Genomic DNA, 15,778 nt, shown 5'->3' with positions numbered 1-15,778 from the left:
CAGAGCCAGTCAGAGCCAGTGAACCGGCGCGGGCCGCCCGGCACATCCGCTCGCCGGCCCGACCCGGCACCCGAAGCAGTGGCGTCCCCGCAGGTCAGCGGCGGTACGAGGGCGGTTGCTCCGGTGCCTGCGGGCTGCTCCGAACGGGGCCGCCCGCCACCGGGCGCCGCTCAGTGGCGCGGCCTGCGCAGCCGGGGGCGGGTGACGAATCCCTCGGCCGCGGCGTTGGCGGCCACGATCGCGAACAGCTCGCCGGGCCGCTCGTACAGCAGGAAGCGCGGCCGCCACTGCGGCTGGTACTTGGCGTTCGCCCGGTAGAGCGACTCCAGCTGCCACCAGCGGGAGCAGAACCGCAGCACGCCGCGCCAGAGCCGCAGCACCGGCCCGGCACCGATCCGGCCGCCCTGTTCGAAGACCGAGCGGAACATCGCGAAGTTCAGCGAGACCCGGGCGACCGGCAGCTCGCCGCGGGCGGCGTGCAGCAGCAGTTCGGTGACCAGGAACTCCACCAGCCCGTTGCCGGAGTCCCGGTCGCGTCGCATCAGGTCGAGGGAGAGGCCGTCCGGGCCCCAGGGCACGAAGCTCAGCACGGCGCAGGTGCGGTCGTTCTCGTCCCGGCACTCCAGCAGCAGGCAGTCACCGTCCGCCGGGTCGCCGAGCCGCCCGAGCGCCATCGAGAAGCCGCGTTCGGTGCGCCCGTGGCGCCAGGCGTCGGCGAGGTGGACGAGTTCGGCCAGCTCGTCCGCGGGGATGTCCCGGTGCCGGCGCACCACCGCGCGGTGGCCCGCCTTGGCGACCCGGTGGTACGCCTGGCGCAGCGGGCGCATCGTCCGGCCGTCCAGCTCGAAGCCGGCCGTCTCCACGACGGCCTCGTCGCCGAACTCCAGGGCCTTCAGCCCGGCCCGCCGATAGGCGTTGCCGGCCTGTTCGCCGGCGCCGGTGACGGCCGGCACCCAGGCGTTGGCGCGGGCCGCCGCCCGCCACCGCTCGATCGCCTGCGGCCAGGCCTCGGGGTCGCCGACCGGGTCGCCGGAGGCCAGTGCCACCCCGAAGACCACCCGGTAGAGCACGGCGGCCTTGCCGGACGGCGACCAGCAGACGGACTTGTCGCGGCGCAGCGCGAAGTAGCCGAGCGAGTCCCGCCCGCCGTGCTGCTCCAGCAGGGCGCGCAGCCGCCGCTCGTCCTCGGGCCCGAGCCGTTCCTCGCCGCGCGGGGAGCGGAAGAAGACCCGCAGGACCAGCAGGAACAGCGCGGCCCCGAGGATGTTGAGGGTGAGGTCCAGCCAGCCGGCCACGTCGACGTCGGTGTACGTGACGAAGCCGGAGACGGTGAACAGCCGCAGCAGCACGAACCCGAAGCACGCGCCCCAGTCGGGCACCGCGCCCGTGTAGGTGAGCCGCACCAGCACGGCGCCGAGGCCGGTCAGCACCGCCGTGCCGCCCAGCAGCACGCCGAGGCCCAGCAGGACGTTGCCGCGCTCGCCGCGCACGTGGAAGACCGGCCGGCCGGCCAGCAGCGCGGCCAGCAGCCCGACGGTGAGCGCGGCGGAGACCCAGTTGAAGGGGTGGGCGCGGTGCTCGGGGCGGGCGGCCAGCGCGACCAGGAAGATCACCGCGTACAGGCCGGCCACCGTGGTGGCGACGATCCAGGCGGCCCGTTTGCGGCGCCGGAGCATCACGGCGAGCAGCCCGGCGAAGAGCGCGGCGGTGATGCCCGCGGTCATCAGGACCGGCGTGAAGAACTCGCCGGAGTTGACCCGCTGGACGCGGTCACGGAACGCCGCCACGGGCGCGGCCAGCAGGTTGAGCACCGCCGCCACCCGCAGGTACCACTCGGCGCCGAGGGCGCAGCGGGCCCGCCACGGCGCCGGCGGCCGGGGCGGGGCCGTGGGAGGGGGCGGGGCCGCCACGGGCTCGGGGGTGGTGACGGCGGCTCCGGCGGGGGCCTCGGCGGCCTTGTCGGGGGCGCCGGCCAGCACGTTGTACGCGGCGGTCTTGAAGGTGACGACCCGTTGGTGGATCCGGGCGTCCCGGCGCTCGGCCCGGGCGAGGCGCTTGGGCCGGCTGCGGTAGCGCCAGCGCGCCCAGGGGCTCTGCGGCCGGGCCAGCCGGATCGCGCCGACCAGCGGCAGCAGCGGGACCATCACACCGATCAGGCCCGTCCACAGCTTGCCCTTGAGCAGGCTGACCACGATCAGGGCCAGCAGCACGGCGGCCCCGACGAGCTGCCCCGCCGTCAGGTGCCGGCTGAACCCGCCGAGCGGCAGCTCCCCCACCAGCAGCAGGCCGATCAGGGCGACGGCCAGGATCACCGCGTCCACGGACTTGCGGCCCTGCTCCTTCCAGTACACGTCCTCCAGGTGCAGCACCAGCGCGAACTCGTCCAGGACGAGCCCGCAGCCGATGCCGAAGACCAGGCCGAGGACGTCCCACGGCGTCTCGCCGTTGCCCCGGACGGCGAACGACCCGACGCCCGCGATCACCATCAGGGTCTGGCCGAACACCACGTGGTGGATGTGCAGACCGCCCGGCTGCACGTTGCCGGGCCACCAGCTGGTGCCCCGCCGGATCATCCGGACGCTGAACCGGATGAACAGGAAGGAGCCGATCAGTCCGGCCAGCAGCAGGAAGAGCGGCTGCCGGCCGCTGTCGACGATCCGCTCCCGGTACGCGTCGAGCACCGACTGCCACATGGGTACGGGGACCTCCCCCTGCGTCGGGCCGGCGGCTCGGAGACGGGTGCGGCACGGCGATTCCTCCCATCTGACGCCATTTCAGAGCGCCTCGCGAGCCGGGCCGGGGCCCGGCTGCTCCGATCGGGGGATCCACCCTCCCGCACCCCCGGGATGGCCCCCGAACGCCCGCCCCGCCTGCTCAGGAGCGGCCCGACGGCATGCCATGCTGTGGCCTCATCGGCCGCTTCAAAGGCCTATCACCCACTTTTCGGACCGGACGACGTCCGTAGTTCCCCAACGAACGGAGTGACCGTGGACGCTCTCTCCCGCCGGACCCTGCTGGCCGCCGGAGCCGCGACCGCCGCCACCCTCGCGGCCGGCTGCGCCGCGAGCGGCGACGGCGGGCGGGCGGCGGCCCCCGTACCCGTCACCGGCACTCCGGCGGCGGCGCACTCCGACAGCCCGGAGGCCGTCCCGAAGCAGCCGCCCGCCACCGTGATCGGCGACGGCTCCACCTCGGACACCGGCCCGCAGCCGAACCAGCCGAGGGCCGAGCAGCTGAAGCCGGGCGAGCGTCCGCCGCAGTTCGTGGTGTTCTCCTGGGACGGCGCCGGGGAGCTGGACAACGGCCTGTTCAGCCGGTTCCGCAAGCTGGCCCGGACGCACAAGGCCTCGATGACGTTCTTCCTGTCCGGCATCTACCTGGTGCCGGAGAGCAAGAAGACCCTCTACCACCCGCCGCAGCACAGCATCGGCGCCTCCGACATCGGCTACCTGAGCGACCAGCACATCCACGACACGATCGAGCAGGTCGGCGCGGCGTGGCTGGAGGGGCACGAGATCGGCACCCACTTCAACGGGCACTTCTGCGGCGCCAACGGCGGCGGCAAGTGGTCCCCCGAGGAATGGGACAGCGAGATCGAGCAGGCCATGGGCTTCGTCATGAACTGGCGGACCAACACCGGGTTCACCGACCTGCCGGCCCTCCCCTTCGACTACCGCAAGGAGCTCATCGGCGGCCGCACCCCCTGCCTGGAGGGCCAGCGCGGGCTGCTGCCGACGGCCGCCAAGCGCGGCTGGAAGTACGACAGCAGCGGCCCCGGCGGGCTCCAGGTCTGGCCGCAGAAGTTCCAGGGCGGTGCCCTGTGGGACTTCCCGCTGCAGTCCGTGCCGTTCCCCGGGCACAGCTTCCAGGTGCTGTCGATGGACTACAACATCATGTACAACCAGTCCGGCAGCAACACCAAGGGCGACGCGGGCATGTACCCGGCCTGGCAGACCCAGGCCAGGGACGCCTACCTGGCCGGCTTCGAGCGGGCGTACAGCACCAACCGGGCGCCGCTCTACATCGGCAACCACTTCGAGCAGTGGAACGGCGGCATCTACATGAACGCCGTCGAGGAGGTGCTCACCACCATCGCCGCCCGGCCGGACGTCCGGCTGGTGTCGTTCCGCCAGCTCGTCGAGTGGCTGGAGGTGCAGGACCCGGCGGTGCTGCGCAAGCTCCAGGGCCTCGGCCCCGGCCAGGCCCCGGCCGGCGGCTGGGAGACCCTGCTCGGCACCCCGGCCGCCCCGCCGGCCGTGCCCGCCGCGGGCTGAGCGCTCAGGCCCCGGTGCGGGGGCGGGTGCGGCCCGAGATCAGCGCGCCGAGCAGCGCCACCCCGGTCATCGTCAGCAGGATCGCCGCGAAGGCACCGGCCGGAGCGGTGCCGCCGTCACGGGCGGCGGCCAGGGAGCCGCCGCCCAGGGCCGAGAACAGCACCCCGGCCAGGCCCGTCAGCAGGACGTTGCCCAGCGCGTCGCTCATCTGCAGGGACGCCGAGTTCCCGCCCGCGTCCTCCGGGGTGGAGAGCTTCATCATCAGCACGCTGACGCTGGCCACCGCCAGCCCCATCCCGATGCCGCCGACCGCCCAGGCCGCCGCCGCGGCCCAGGTCGGCACCGCCGGGAGCAGCACCAGGGCCGCCCCCGCGATCGCCACCGCCGTCAGCACGAAGCCCGCCCGGATCATCGCCTCGCGGTACTTCTCCGCCCCCGGCCGGCCCTGCAGCCAGGAGCCCAGCGCCCAGGACAGGCCGCCGCTGGTCAGCGTGAGACCGGCCAGCGTCGGCGACAGGCCCCGCTGGGTCACCATCATCAGCGGGATGAACGCCTCGGCCGCGAAGAACGCACCCGCCGCGACGCCGCGCAGCAGGATCACCGTCGGCAGCCCGCGGGCGGCCAGCAGGGTGCCGGCCGGCAGCAGCCGGACCACGGCCGGGACCAGCAGCGCGGCGCCCGCCGCACCCGGCAGCAGCCCCAGCAGGTCCAGCCGCTGACCCGCGTACTGCAGCAGGCCCGCGCCGAGCGCCGCCATCGCGGCCAGCGCGATCCGGCGGCGGTCGAACGGCTCGCCGGTGGCGCCCGACCGCTCCCTCTCCGAGCGGCGCAGCGCCGGGCCCATCACTGCCAGCGGCAGCAGGATCAGCGCGGGAACGGCCAGGAACACCCAGCGCCAGCCCACGTGCTGGGTCACCGCGCCGGACACCACCGGCCCGATGATCGAGGGCAGCACCCAGGCGGAGGAGAACGCCGCGAACACGGCGGGCCGCAGCCGCTCCGGGTAGGCCCGGCCGACCACCACGTACAGCGCGACGATCACCAGTCCGCCGCCCAGCCCCTGGATCGCCCGGCCGGCCACGAACAGCCACATGCCCGGCGCCGCACCGGCCACCACCAGGCCCGCACCGAACACGGCGATGCCGGTGAACAGCGGCCCCATCGGGCCGCGCCGGTCGCACCACTGGCCGGAGACCACCAGTGCGAACAGGGTGGTGGTGAAGTAGCCGGAGAAGGCGAACGCGTACAGTGCGAGGCCGTCGAGCTCGCGGGCCGCCACCGGCATGGCGGTGTTCACGGCGGTCGCCTCGAAGGCCAGCAGCAGGACCACCGAGACGATGCCCAGGGTCAGTGCCCGGTAGCGGCCGGAGAGCACGCCGCCGGGGTCGTCCTGGGCGGAGGGGCGCTGGTCGGGGGCCGGGTCGACCGAGGTGGCGGAGGCTGTGGTCATACCGGCCATCGTAAGGCCCCACTACCGGGGTGACCCCTGACCTACGACTGGTGATCTTGTCCGTCATCAGTCCTAGGACCGGCGGCCCGGCGCGGCGTCAGTGCAGCACCTTCAGGCCCACCACGCCGGCGACGATCAGCAGCAGGCAGGCGAGCCGGGCCGTCGTCACGGCGTCGCCGAGCACCGCCATGCCGTACACGGCCGTACCCACCGCCCCGACGCCCACCCACACCGCGTAGCCCGTACCGATCGGGATCGTGCGCATCGCGTACGCCAGGCCGCCCATGCTGAACAGCAGGGCGACGGCGAAGACGACGGTGGGGACGGGCCGGGTGAAGCTCCGGGACGAACCGAGGGCGACCGCCCAGACGGTTTCCAGCACACCGGAGACGAGGAGAACGAGCCAGGCCATGACGGAACCGGTCCTTCGCAGTCAGCAGCGGCCGGGTTGCCGCTGTGCTGCGCCGTCTTGTCGTTCCGGGTACGACGCGCTCGTCCGGGGCGATCACTCGCCTGCCTCCGACCGTAACACGCGGTCCCGCGGAACCCGCCACACGGAATTTACATTGCATATTGACGCACCCCACCCCGGTCCGCATAAGATGAATTCACCGAACAGCGCGACGACAGGAGTTGGACATGAACAGGAAGACGGTGGCCCTCGCAGCGCCCCGCACCTGTGCCGCTCCCCGGTGTTGTCGCAGCTGTCCCTGCGCCTGAGCGCAGTTCTCCTCCCCCGACGACGGGCTGAGCCCTCGTCACCCCCACGGCCGTGTGCCCGAGTGGTTTAGGGAACCGCCTGCAAAGCGGTTTACACGGGTTCGATTCCCGTCATGGCCTCCACACAGAATTGCCGGTCGGCATATTAAACGCCGACCGGCAATTCGTCGTGCAATTCAGCAGATATTCAGCCCGCCGATATCCCCGGGGCCCCGGGGCCCGGGGCACCGGCCGGGTCAGGCGCTGACGGCGTCCTCGGGACGGATCGGGAGGCGGCCGACCGGCAGGCCGGTGGCGGCGCGGACGGCGGCGGCGACGGCGGCGGGGGCGACCACGGCGGGTGCCGCGCTGACGGCCTTGGCGCCGAAGGTGGCGACCACGTCGCGCTCCTCCAGGAGGGCCGCGATCCGCACCTCGGGGGTGTCCAGGGCGGTGGGCAGCCGGTAGCCGGTGAGGGACGGGTTGACCAGCACGCCGCCCTCGGTGCGCAGGTCCTCCAGCAGGGCGAGGCCCACGCCCTGGGCGACACCGGCCTCGATCCGGTCCTCGATCTGGCGGGGGTTGAGGGCGCGGCCGACGTCCTGGGCCACGGTGACGTCCACGACCCGGACGGCGCCGAGTTCGATGTCGACGTCGACCACGGCCCGCATCGCGCAGAACGCGATCGAGACGAAGGCGTCGCCCTGGCCCGCCTCGTCCAGCGGCTCGGTGGGGTGCGGGCGGCACTGGGCGGTGGCCCAGAGCTCCTTGCCCTCCAGGGCCTCGCCGACCGGCATGCCGAGCACGCCGTCGTACGAGGTGATCTTGCCGTCGGCGATCGAGAGCAGTTCGACCGACATGCCGAAGTTGGCGGCGATCGGCTGGAGCAGCTGGTGGCGGACCATCAGCGCGGCCCGCTCGACGGCGCCCCCGGAGACCCAGGTGTGCCGGCCGCGGGCGGACGGCCCGGCGATCGACTGGTCGCTGTCCACCGGCGCGATGTAGACCTCGCTGACGCCCAGCACGCTCTGGACGATCTGCCGGGCGAGGGTGGCGAAGCCCTGGCCGGAGTCGACGGCCGCGCAGATGACGGTGGCGTGGTCGCCGCTGACCCGGACGGTCGCGGTGGAGACCTCGTCCTCGCCCTCGGCGCCGAGCATGTGCACCATGCCGACGGCGTAGCCGATGCCGCGCCGCACGGACGCCGGGTCACCCGCGCCGCCGGGCCCGCCGGGCAGCAGCCAGTCGGCGTCGGGGTCGTCGACCGGCAGCACGGGCAGCGGCTCGGAGGCGACGGCGTCGAGCAGGGCGGCGACCGGGGCCGGGCAGGTGACGGCCTGTCCGGTCGGCATCGGGTCGCCGGTGGAGAGCGCGTTGCGGCGGCGGACCTCGACCGGGTCGAGGCCGAGCCGGACGGCCAGCTGGTCGAGCTGGGACTCGTACGCGAAGCAGGTCTGCAGGGCGCCCTCGCCGCGCATCCGGCCGGCCGGCGGGTTGTTGGTGCGCACCGCCCAGGCGTCGACGAAGACGTTCGGGCAGACGTAGGGGCCGACCGAGAACGCGGTGGCGGCGGCCAGCGCCTCGGCGGAGACGTCCGCGTAGGCCCCGCCGTCCAGCAGGATCTGCGCCTCCACCTTGACCAGGCGGCCCTCGGTGTCGGCGTGGTGCCGGTAGCGCAGCAGGGCGGGGTGGCGGGTGGTGTGGGTGTGGAAGGACTCCTCGCGGGTGAGGGTCATCTTCACGGGGCGGCCGGTGCGCAGCGCGAGCAGGGCGAGGGTGACCTGGAAGGAGAGGTCCTCGCGGTCGGCGGTGGCTCCGGGCACGCCGGTGACGACCAGGCGGACCCGGTCGGGCTCCAGGCCGAGGCAGGCGGCGGTGCGGTCGCGGTCGCCGTGCGGGTCGGTGGAGGACAGGTGCAGTTCGACGCCGCCGTCCGGGCGGGGCACGGCCAGGCCGGCCTCGGCGCCGAGCGGGGCCGGGTCCTGCCGGCCGACCTGGTAGAGGCCCTCGACGATGATCTCGCCGACCGCCTCCGGGTCGCCGGTGCGCAGCGGCAGGTGCCGGAACAGGTTGCCGTCGGGGTGCAGCGGGACGGCGGTGAAGGACTGCTCGGGGTCGGTGACGGGCTCCAGCAGCTCGTACTCGACGACGATCGCGGCGGCGGCCAGCCGCGCGGTGTCGGGGTGTTCGGCGGCGACGGCGGCGACCGGCTCGCCGTGGTGGCGGACCAGGCCGGCGGCGAAGATCGGCCGGTCGGCGACGATCGGGCCGTGCGGGGCGCCGTCCTGGCTGCCGTCCGGCCCGGGCGGCAGGTCGTCGGCGGTGACGACGGCCCGCACACCGGGCAGGGCCAGCGCGGCGGAGGTGTCGACCGAGACGATCCGGGCGTGCGGGTGGGGGGAGCGCAGCACGGCGCCCCAGAGCAGGCCCTCGGCCCACAGGTCGGAGGCGTACGGGTAGATGCCGAGCGCCTTGGGGAGGGCGTCGGTGCGCAGCGGGGAGCTGCCCAGCCCGAACGGCTCCGGGGGTTCGCTCTCGGCGCCGTCGGTCCGGGCGCCGTCCGCCTGGGGCACTGCCGCGATGTCGCTGGGCGAGGTCATGCGTGGTCGTCCTCGGGGAGCATCATGCCGTGGGCGGGGGTGGCGCCGTACGGGACGTCCGCGCGGGCGCCGTCGGTCGGGACGCCGTGCGGGGGCGTGGGGACGTACGGGGTGCCCTGCGCGGGGGTGCCGTCGTAGCCGGGGCCGTCGAAGGCGGTGCCGTGGGCGGGGGTGCTCTCGTAGACGGGGCCGTCGTACGGGGAGTGCTCGAAGTCGGCGCTGTCGTACTCGCCGCTGCGGTAGGCCTGGCCCGGGTAGTGCGCGCCCTGCTGGTGGCCCTGCTGGTGGCCCTGCGGATGACCCTGCTGGTGGGGCAGCTGGTAGTTGACGCCGTCGAACTGGCCGGCCGGCACGTACGTCCCCTGCGGGGGGGTGCCCTGGTAGGGGCCGGCGGCGTAACCGGGCTGCTCGTGCTGGTGCTGCTGGGCCTGGTGCTGGGCCTGGTGCTGCGGCTGGTAGTACTGCGGCTCGGCCACCTGCTGCGCCGGGATCGCCTGGACGGGCGGCAGCACCGCCGTGTCGTAGACGCTGCTGTCGTACCCGGAGGTGTGAGCGGCGGCGGGCGCGGCCGGGGGCTGCGGGACGTGCTCGACCCAGGCCTCGGAGTCCGCGTAGACCGGCAGCTCGCCGGCCAGCGGCACGTCGGCGGCGGACTGCAGGCCGACGGCGGCCGGCGGCGCGGGCTGCTCGGCGGCGGGCACGGGTGCGGCGGCGGGCGCGTCCGGCTGCGGGGCGGGCTCCTGCTCGGCCTCGACCGCGCGCGCCTCGGCGACGCTCTGGACGGCGGCCAGCACACCGCGGTAGCCGGTGCAGCGGCAGAGGTTGCCGCAGAGCGCCTGACGGGCCTCGACCTCGCTCGGCCGGTGGTTGCGCTGGAGCAGGTCGTGGACGGCCATCGCCATGCCCGGCGTGCAGTAGCCGCACTGCACCGCACCGGACTCGGCCAGCGCCTGCTGGACGTCACTGGCGGCGCCGCCGGCCGACAGGCCCTCGACGGTGTTGATCTCGCTGTCGGCGGCCAGCGCGGCGGGCACCAGGCAGCCGGCCACCAGCTGGCCGTCCACCTGCACCGAGCAGGCACCGCACTCGCCCTGCTCGCAGCCGTCCTTGGCGCCGGCCAGGCCGAGCCGCTCGCGCAGCACGTAGAGCAGGCTCTCGCCGATCCAGGCGTCGGTGACGGGGCGTTCGAAGCCGTTGACCCGCAGCGTGTACGAGGCGCAGGGGCGCAGCTCGGCGCTGACCGGCGGGGACGGGTCGAACGGGCCGGTGTCGATGGAGTCTGTCGTCACTTCAGCGCCCTTCCCAGTGCGCGGCGGGCCAGCACCGATACGGTACGCCGCAACCGGACGGCGGCGGCGGTCGGCCCCTCGGTGACGGCCTCCCAGGGCCCTTCCGCGGCGTAGCTGTCGGGGACGCAGGCGGTGGCCACGTACTCGCCGAAGGCGGCCGTCGCGGCGGGGTCGATCTCGCGCGAGCCCTCCCAGTCGATGCAGCTGGCGACCCAGGTCTCGGCCTCCAGCGGGCGCAGCGGCACGGGGGCGACGGCGCCGACGGCGCAGCGCACGGCGCGCCGGGCCGGGTCGAGCACGACGGCGACGGAGGCGGTGGCGCGGGCGGGGCCGCTGCGGCCGGTGGCCTTGAGGAAGACCTGCGGGGCGTGCAGCAGCGGGACGCGGACCCAGGTCAGCAGTTCGCCCGGGCGCAGCGGGTCGAGCCCGGTCAGCAGGTGGCTGACCGGGACTTCCCGGGTGGCGCCGGGCCGGGCCAGGGTGGCGGTGGCTTCGAGCGCGGCGAGCACCGGGAGGGTGTCGCCGGCCGGGGCGGCGGTGGCGATGTTGCCGCCGAGCGTGCCGACGTTGCGCACCTGCGGGGGGCCGGCGGTGCGGGCTGCGTCGGCGAGGGCCGGGATGAGGGCGGCGAAGTCGGGGCGGTCCATCCGGGCGTGGGTGAGGCCGGCGCCGAGGACGGCGGTGCCGCCGTCCTCGTAGCGCCAGCCGCGCAGCTCGGTGATCCGGCCCAGGCCGATCAGGGCGGCGGGGCGCAGCCGTCCGGCGTTGACGGCCTCCATGAGGTCGGTGGCGCCGGCCACCGGTACTGCGGCCGGGGTGGCGGCAAGCGCTTCGACGGCCTCGTCGAGGGAGGCCGGCAGCATGATCGTCCGGTTCACCTTGGTCCCACCGTGCTCCACTTGCTCATCGACGACCTGCCCCCGTACGGCAGCACGGCCTGGCCCGTAGGGTACGGGCGATCGGGCAGGGTTGGGCAACTCTGGCACACAATGCTCGATGATCATTTCTGGGGCTGCGGGCAGGGTTGCCCGTTTGGGGCCGAAACCGGTCGGTATCGGCTCCGGAGCGGTACGAACCGGAGCCGATTGTTCACCTTTTCTTGACGCGCGACGACCGGCCCGGAGTTCCCGGGGCGGCGGGTCAGACCTGCGGCGGAGCACCGTCGATCGGCCGGCCGGCCACCCCGGGGCGGCGCTGCCACGGGTGCGGGCCCGCGGCCGGGCGGTACTCGACGCCGAGCGCGTCCAGGCGCGCCAGGTGCTGCTCCATCCGCTGCTCGAAGCCGGCGTAGTCGCGGGCGGCCGGGTCGGCCGGCAGCGCGGACCAGGCGACCTCGGCGAACGCCGCCAGCCGGGGGAAGGCCCGGTAGTCGATGTCGCGGGCGTCGTCCATGAACTCGGTCCAGATGTTCGCCTGGGTGCCGATCACGTGCCGGGCGGCCTCCGCGTCGAGCTGCGGGGGGACGGGCTCGAAGCGGTAGACGTCCTCCAGCGAGCGGACGAACCCGACCGGGATCGGCTCGTCCTCGCCGGGCGCCTGCCGGTGGTCCAGGTACACGTGCTGCTCGGGGCACATCACCACGTCGTGGCCGGCCTGCGCGGCGGCCACCCCGCCGGCGTAGCCGCGCCAGGACGAGACGGCCGCCCCGGGGGCGAGCCCGCCCTCCAGGATCTCGTCCCAGCCGATCAGCCGGCGCCCGCGCGCGGCCAGCCAGCCGTCGAAGTGCCGGATGAACCAGCTCTGCAGCTCGTCCTCGTCGGCCAGCCCGAGCTCCTTGATCCGGGCCTGCGCCGCGGCACTGGCCCGCCACTGCGCCTTGGGGCACTCGTCGCCGCCGAGGTGGACGAACTCGGACGGGAAGATCTCCAGGACCTCCTCCAGCACGTTCTCCAGGAAGCGCAGGGTGGCGTCCGAGACGTTGAAGACGTTCTCGCACACCCCCCAGTCCGTCCAGACGCCGAGCGCGGCGGTGTCCACCACGTCGGTGTTGCCCAGCTCGGGGTAGGCGGTGATGGCGGCCTGGGCGTGGCCGGGCAGTTCGATCTCGGGGACGACGGTGATCTGCCGCTCCCCCGCGTACGCGACGATCTCGCGCAGGTCGTCCTGGGTGTAGAAGCCGCCGTGCGGGCGGTCGTCGCGGCGCTGCCCGGCGCGGTAGCCGACCATCGAGCGCTCGCGCCAGGCGCCGGCGCTCGTGAGCCTCGGGTACTGCTTGATCTCGACCCGCCAGCCCTGGTCGTCGGTCAGGTGCAGGTGCAGGACGTTGAGCTTGTGGACGGCCATCAGGTCCAGGAAGCGCAGCACGTCCGACTTGGGCAGGAAGTGCCGGCAGACGTCCAGCAGGACGCCGCGCCAGCCGAAGCGCGGGGCGTCCTCGATGTCACCGCCGGGCAGCACCCAGCCGGTGCGGCGCAGCGGGGCGCGGCGGTAGGCGTCGGGGCCGAGCAGCTGGCGCAGGGTCTGCGCGCCCCAGAGCGCCCCGGCGGGGCCGCCGGCCGTGATCACGGCGCGCCCGGGGCGCACGCTGATCCGGTACGCCTCGGCGGCGAGGCTGTCGTCGACCGTCAGCTCGACGCCGGCGGGCTCGCCCGGCCGGGCGGGGCCCAGCGGCAGGCCGGTGGCGGCGGACAGCGTGCTGCGCAGCCACTGCCCGGCGGACTCCAGGCCGGCCGCGGCGGCCAGCGTGGTGTCGTGGTCGAGGGGGAAGTCCTGGTCCGCGAGGCGGAGAGAACCCAGCGGGGCGGGGATGAGGTCCATGCCGCCATCCTGCCCCGCCGAACCGCGAATGGCATAGACCATTCGCGGGATCGGTTCGTCTTGATCCGCGCAGGTCAGCCCTTGTCCTTGTCCCCGCCCTTGCCGTCCTGCGGCTGGCCGATGCCGTCGTAGATCTCCTTGCACATCGGACAGACCGGGTACTTCTTCGGGTCGCGGCCCGGAACCCAGACCTTGCCGCACAGGGCCACCACGGGAGATCCGGAGAGTGCGCTCTCCATGATCTTGTCCTTCTGGACGTAGTGCGCGAAGCGCTCGTGGTCGCCGTCCCCGTGCGACACCTGCGGGACGGGCTCGACCAGGGTTCCGGTGCCGAGGCCGCGCTCGGGCTCAAGAGTGCTCATAGGTGCCAAGTCTATGGGCGCACCGGGAACCCGGGCCAGTGGCCCGCGCGGCGGCCGCCCGCCCGGCGCCGCTCTCAGTTCAGCGTCGGATCGTCCGGGTATGTCGCCAGCAGGGCCAGCGGCCCGCGCTGGCGGCGCAGCACCGAGCGCCACAGCCGCTCCGGTTCGGGGCTGGAGATGTCGCCGGGCTCGCAGTCGACCACGTACCAGGCACCCTCCGCCACCTCCTTCTCCAGCTGGCCGGGCGACCAGCCGGCGTACCCGGCGAAGATCCGCAGGCCCCCCAGCTCCCCCGCCAGCACCTCCGGCGGCGCCTCCAGGTCGACCAGCCCGATCGCCCCGTGCACCCGCCGCCAGCCGAGCGGTTCGCCCTGGCCCGGCTCGCCCGGCGCCACCGCCAGCCCCATCGCCGCGTCCAGCGCGACCGGGCCGCCCTGGAAGACGACGGCGGGCAGGCCGACCATCGCGCCCCAGCCGTCCAGCACCGCGCCCACCTCTATCGGCGTCGGATGGTTCAGGACCACGCCCAGCGCCCCCTCGGCGTCGTGGTCGAGGAGCAGCACCACCGCCCGCGCGAAATTGGGGTCGGTGAGCACGGGAGTCGCGACGAGCAGGCGGCCGCCGTACGACCCGTCGGTGTGCGAGTGAGCCCCGGTCATGCCTCACATCGTCTCGCAGGACGCCCCGCGGGGACACCGCAACACGAAAGCCGCCCCGGCCGGTGCACCACCCGTACGGCCCTGCGGGAGAGCGCGACACCACCCGGAGAGAGCACCATCACAGAGGAGGAGACGGGAACCAACCGGACGCCTACTACCATCTACTGATGGTGGGCGCCCTTTTCACGGCGCAGACCCCCTCGCCCGGGCCCCACAGCCGCCCGTACGACCCACCACGCCATGCTCTTCCGAGAGCCGGCACCGACCTCTGGCACCCCGGATTGCGAGAACGATGACCGACGACGTCCTGCTGGTTCACGGCGGAAACCCGCTCGAAGGCGAGATCCGGGTCCGCGGTGCGAAGAACCTGGTGCCCAAGGCCATGGTCGCCGCCCTGCTCGGGCAGGGCCCCAGCAGACTGCGCAACGTCCCGGACATCCGTGACGTCAAGGTCGTGCGCGGCCTGCTCCAGCTGCACGGCGTCACGGTGCGCACCGGCGACGAGGAGGGCGAGCTGATCCTCGACCCCTCGCACGTGGAGAGCGCCAACGTCGCCGACATCGACGCGCACGCCGGGTCCTCGCGCATCCCGATCCTGTTCTGCGGCCCGCTGCTGCACCGGATCGGCCACGCCTTCATCCCCGGCCTCGGCGGCTGCGACATCGGCGGCCGGCCGGTCGACTTCCACTTCGAGGTGCTGCGCCAGTTCGGCGCCACCATCGAGAAGCACCCGCAGGGCACCTACCTGGTCGCGGCGCAGCGCCTGCGCGGCACCAAGATCGAGCTGCCCTACCCGTCGGTGGGCGCGACCGAGCAGGTGCTGCTCACCGCCGTCCTCGCCGAGGGCGTCACCGAACTGCGCAACGCGGCCATCGAGCCGGAGATCGTCGACCTCATCTGCGTGCTGCAGAAGATGGGCGCGATCATCTCGCTCGGCACCGACCGCACCATCCTGATCACCGGCGTGGACGAGCTCGGCGGCTACAACCACCGCGCCCTGCCGGACCGCCTGGAGGCCGCCTCGTGGGCCTGCGCGGCGCTGGCCACCAAGGGCGACATCTACGTCCGCGGCGCCGACCAGATCCCGATGATGACCTTCCTCAACACCTTCCGGAAGGTCGGCGGCGCCTTCGAGGTCGACGACGACGGCATCCGCTTCTGGCACCCGGGCGGCGAGCTGAAGGCCATCGCGCTGGAGACGGACGTGCACCCCGGCTTCCAGACCGACTGGCAGCAGCCGCTGGTCGTCGCGCTGACCCAGGCCAGCGGCCTGTCCATCGTGCACGAGACGGTGTACGAGTCCCGGCTCGGCTTCACCAGCGCGCTGAACCAGATGGGCGCGCACATCCAGCTGTACCGCGAGTGCCTGGGCTCCACGCCGTGCCGCTTCGGCGCGCGCAACTTCCAGCACTCGGCCGTGGTCTCCGGCCCGTCGAAGCTGATCGGCGGCGAGCTGGTCATCCCCGACCTGCGCGGCGGCTTCTCGTACCTGATCGCGGCGCTGGCGGCCGAGGGCACCTCGACCGTGCACGGCATCGACCTGATCAACCGCGGCTACGAGAACTTCATGGACAAGCTCCGTGACCTCGGCGCCCACGTCGAGCTGCCCAGCGAGGAGCCGGCCACCGAGGAGCTGGTGACGGCCTGACCGCCCCCGTACGAGGCCGATGGCCGGGTTCCCCTCGGGG

General features: G+C 74.0%; 11 protein-coding genes, 1 tRNA gene and 1 riboswitch. Of the genes, 3 read left to right on the top strand and 9 right to left on the bottom strand.

The window, feature by feature from the left end:
- Positions 1-170: 170 nt before the first annotated feature.
- Entirely contained in the window at positions 171-2,693 is a 2,523-nt protein-coding gene (locus tag ACFUK0_RS16920) for a phosphatidylglycerol lysyltransferase domain-containing protein (RefSeq protein WP_380250765.1), read from the bottom strand.
- A gap of 294 nt (positions 2,694-2,987) precedes the next feature.
- Between ACFUK0_RS16920 and ACFUK0_RS16915 the strand changes: the two genes are divergently transcribed.
- Entirely contained in the window at positions 2,988-4,274 is a 1,287-nt protein-coding gene (locus tag ACFUK0_RS16915) for a hypothetical protein (protein WP_380250763.1), read from the top strand.
- A 4-nt stretch (positions 4,275-4,278) separates the two neighbouring features.
- Here ACFUK0_RS16915 and ACFUK0_RS16910 read toward each other — a convergent pair whose 3' ends face one another.
- Together ACFUK0_RS16910 and ACFUK0_RS16905 are read right to left on the bottom strand one after the other, a co-directional pair.
- Positions 4,279-5,724 carry an MFS transporter gene (locus ACFUK0_RS16910; RefSeq protein ID WP_380250761.1) on the bottom strand — a complete coding sequence of 482 codons (1,446 nt, stop codon included), beginning with the start codon at positions 5,722-5,724 and terminating at the stop codon, positions 4,279-4,281.
- Between the two features lie 97 nt (positions 5,725-5,821).
- The gene (locus tag ACFUK0_RS16905; RefSeq protein WP_380250759.1) at positions 5,822-6,136 is read right to left on the bottom strand and encodes a DMT family transporter; all 315 of its coding nucleotides are present in this window, start codon (positions 6,134-6,136) and stop codon (positions 5,822-5,824) included.
- A 46-nt stretch (positions 6,137-6,182) separates the two neighbouring features.
- A riboswitch (guanidine-III (ykkC-III) riboswitch) is annotated at positions 6,183-6,242 on the bottom strand.
- Between the two features lie 250 nt (positions 6,243-6,492).
- On the opposite strand from ACFUK0_RS16905, the gene ACFUK0_RS16900 reads away from it, so the two are divergent.
- A tRNA-Cys gene (locus ACFUK0_RS16900) sits at positions 6,493-6,567 on the top strand.
- A gap of 113 nt (positions 6,568-6,680) precedes the next feature.
- On the opposite strand, the gene ACFUK0_RS16895 is transcribed toward ACFUK0_RS16900, so the two are convergent.
- From ACFUK0_RS16895 to ACFUK0_RS16870, 6 genes are all read right to left on the bottom strand, one after another.
- Positions 6,681-9,023, bottom strand: coding sequence for a xanthine dehydrogenase family protein molybdopterin-binding subunit (locus ACFUK0_RS16895; protein ID WP_380250757.1), 2,343 nt, complete (start codon positions 9,021-9,023; stop codon positions 6,681-6,683).
- Complete coding sequence (locus ACFUK0_RS16890) at positions 9,020-10,312, bottom strand: 2Fe-2S iron-sulfur cluster-binding protein (protein ID WP_380250755.1); 1,293 nt, start codon at positions 10,310-10,312, stop codon at positions 9,020-9,022. The genes ACFUK0_RS16895 and ACFUK0_RS16890 overlap by 4 nt, the downstream gene beginning before the upstream one ends.
- Entirely contained in the window at positions 10,309-11,175 is an 867-nt protein-coding gene (locus tag ACFUK0_RS16885; RefSeq protein WP_380250847.1) for an FAD binding domain-containing protein, read from the bottom strand. Before ACFUK0_RS16885 ends, ACFUK0_RS16890 begins: the two co-directional genes overlap by 4 nt.
- 277 nt (positions 11,176-11,452) lie before the next feature.
- Positions 11,453-13,069, bottom strand: coding sequence for a beta-N-acetylhexosaminidase (locus tag ACFUK0_RS16880; RefSeq protein ID WP_380250753.1), 1,617 nt, complete (start codon positions 13,067-13,069; stop codon positions 11,453-11,455).
- Between the two features lie 74 nt (positions 13,070-13,143).
- Complete coding sequence (locus tag ACFUK0_RS16875; RefSeq protein ID WP_380250751.1) at positions 13,144-13,431, bottom strand: DUF3039 domain-containing protein; 288 nt, start codon at positions 13,429-13,431, stop codon at positions 13,144-13,146.
- A gap of 74 nt (positions 13,432-13,505) precedes the next feature.
- Positions 13,506-14,090 carry a YqgE/AlgH family protein gene (locus ACFUK0_RS16870; protein WP_380250749.1) on the bottom strand — a complete coding sequence of 195 codons (585 nt, stop codon included), beginning with the start codon at positions 14,088-14,090 and terminating at the stop codon, positions 13,506-13,508.
- 292 nt (positions 14,091-14,382) lie between these two features.
- On the opposite strand from ACFUK0_RS16870, the gene murA reads away from it, so the two are divergent.
- Positions 14,383-15,738 (top strand): UDP-N-acetylglucosamine 1-carboxyvinyltransferase, encoded by a 1,356-nt coding sequence (murA, locus tag ACFUK0_RS16865; RefSeq protein ID WP_380250747.1) that lies wholly within the window; start codon positions 14,383-14,385, stop codon positions 15,736-15,738.
- Positions 15,739-15,778 lie beyond the last annotated feature (40 nt).

The organism is Kitasatospora sp. NPDC057223 (genome assembly GCF_042669755.1).
Lineage (GTDB): Bacteria > Actinomycetota > Actinomycetes > Streptomycetales > Streptomycetaceae > Kitasatospora.
Note: the sequence above shows the minus strand (reverse complement) of the source record. Positions and strands in the feature narration are given on the sequence as shown.

What these genes read in the sequence shown, in the direction of transcription:
- ACFUK0_RS16920 (WP_380250765.1), bottom strand. Translation starts at nt 2,693, where the DNA reads ATGTGGCAGTCGGTGCTCGACGCGTACCGGGAGCGGATCGTCGACAGC.
- ACFUK0_RS16910 (WP_380250761.1), bottom strand. Translation starts at nt 5,724, where the DNA reads ATGACCACAGCCTCCGCCACCTCGGTCGACCCGGCCCCCGACCAGCGC.
- ACFUK0_RS16905 (WP_380250759.1), bottom strand. Translation starts at nt 6,136, where the DNA reads ATGGCCTGGCTCGTTCTCCTCGTCTCCGGTGTGCTGGAAACCGTCTGG.
- ACFUK0_RS16895 (WP_380250757.1), bottom strand. Translation starts at nt 9,023, where the DNA reads ATGACCTCGCCCAGCGACATCGCGGCAGTGCCCCAGGCGGACGGCGCC.
- ACFUK0_RS16885 (WP_380250847.1), bottom strand. Translation starts at nt 11,175, where the DNA reads ATGCTGCCGGCCTCCCTCGACGAGGCCGTCGAAGCGCTTGCCGCCACC.
- ACFUK0_RS16880 (WP_380250753.1), bottom strand. Translation starts at nt 13,069, where the DNA reads ATGGACCTCATCCCCGCCCCGCTGGGTTCTCTCCGCCTCGCGGACCAG.
- ACFUK0_RS16875 (WP_380250751.1), bottom strand. Translation starts at nt 13,431, where the DNA reads ATGAGCACTCTTGAGCCCGAGCGCGGCCTCGGCACCGGAACCCTGGTC.
- ACFUK0_RS16870 (WP_380250749.1), bottom strand. Translation starts at nt 14,090, where the DNA reads ATGACCGGGGCTCACTCGCACACCGACGGGTCGTACGGCGGCCGCCTG.
- murA (WP_380250747.1), top strand. Translation starts at nt 14,383, where the DNA reads ATGACCGACGACGTCCTGCTGGTTCACGGCGGAAACCCGCTCGAAGGC.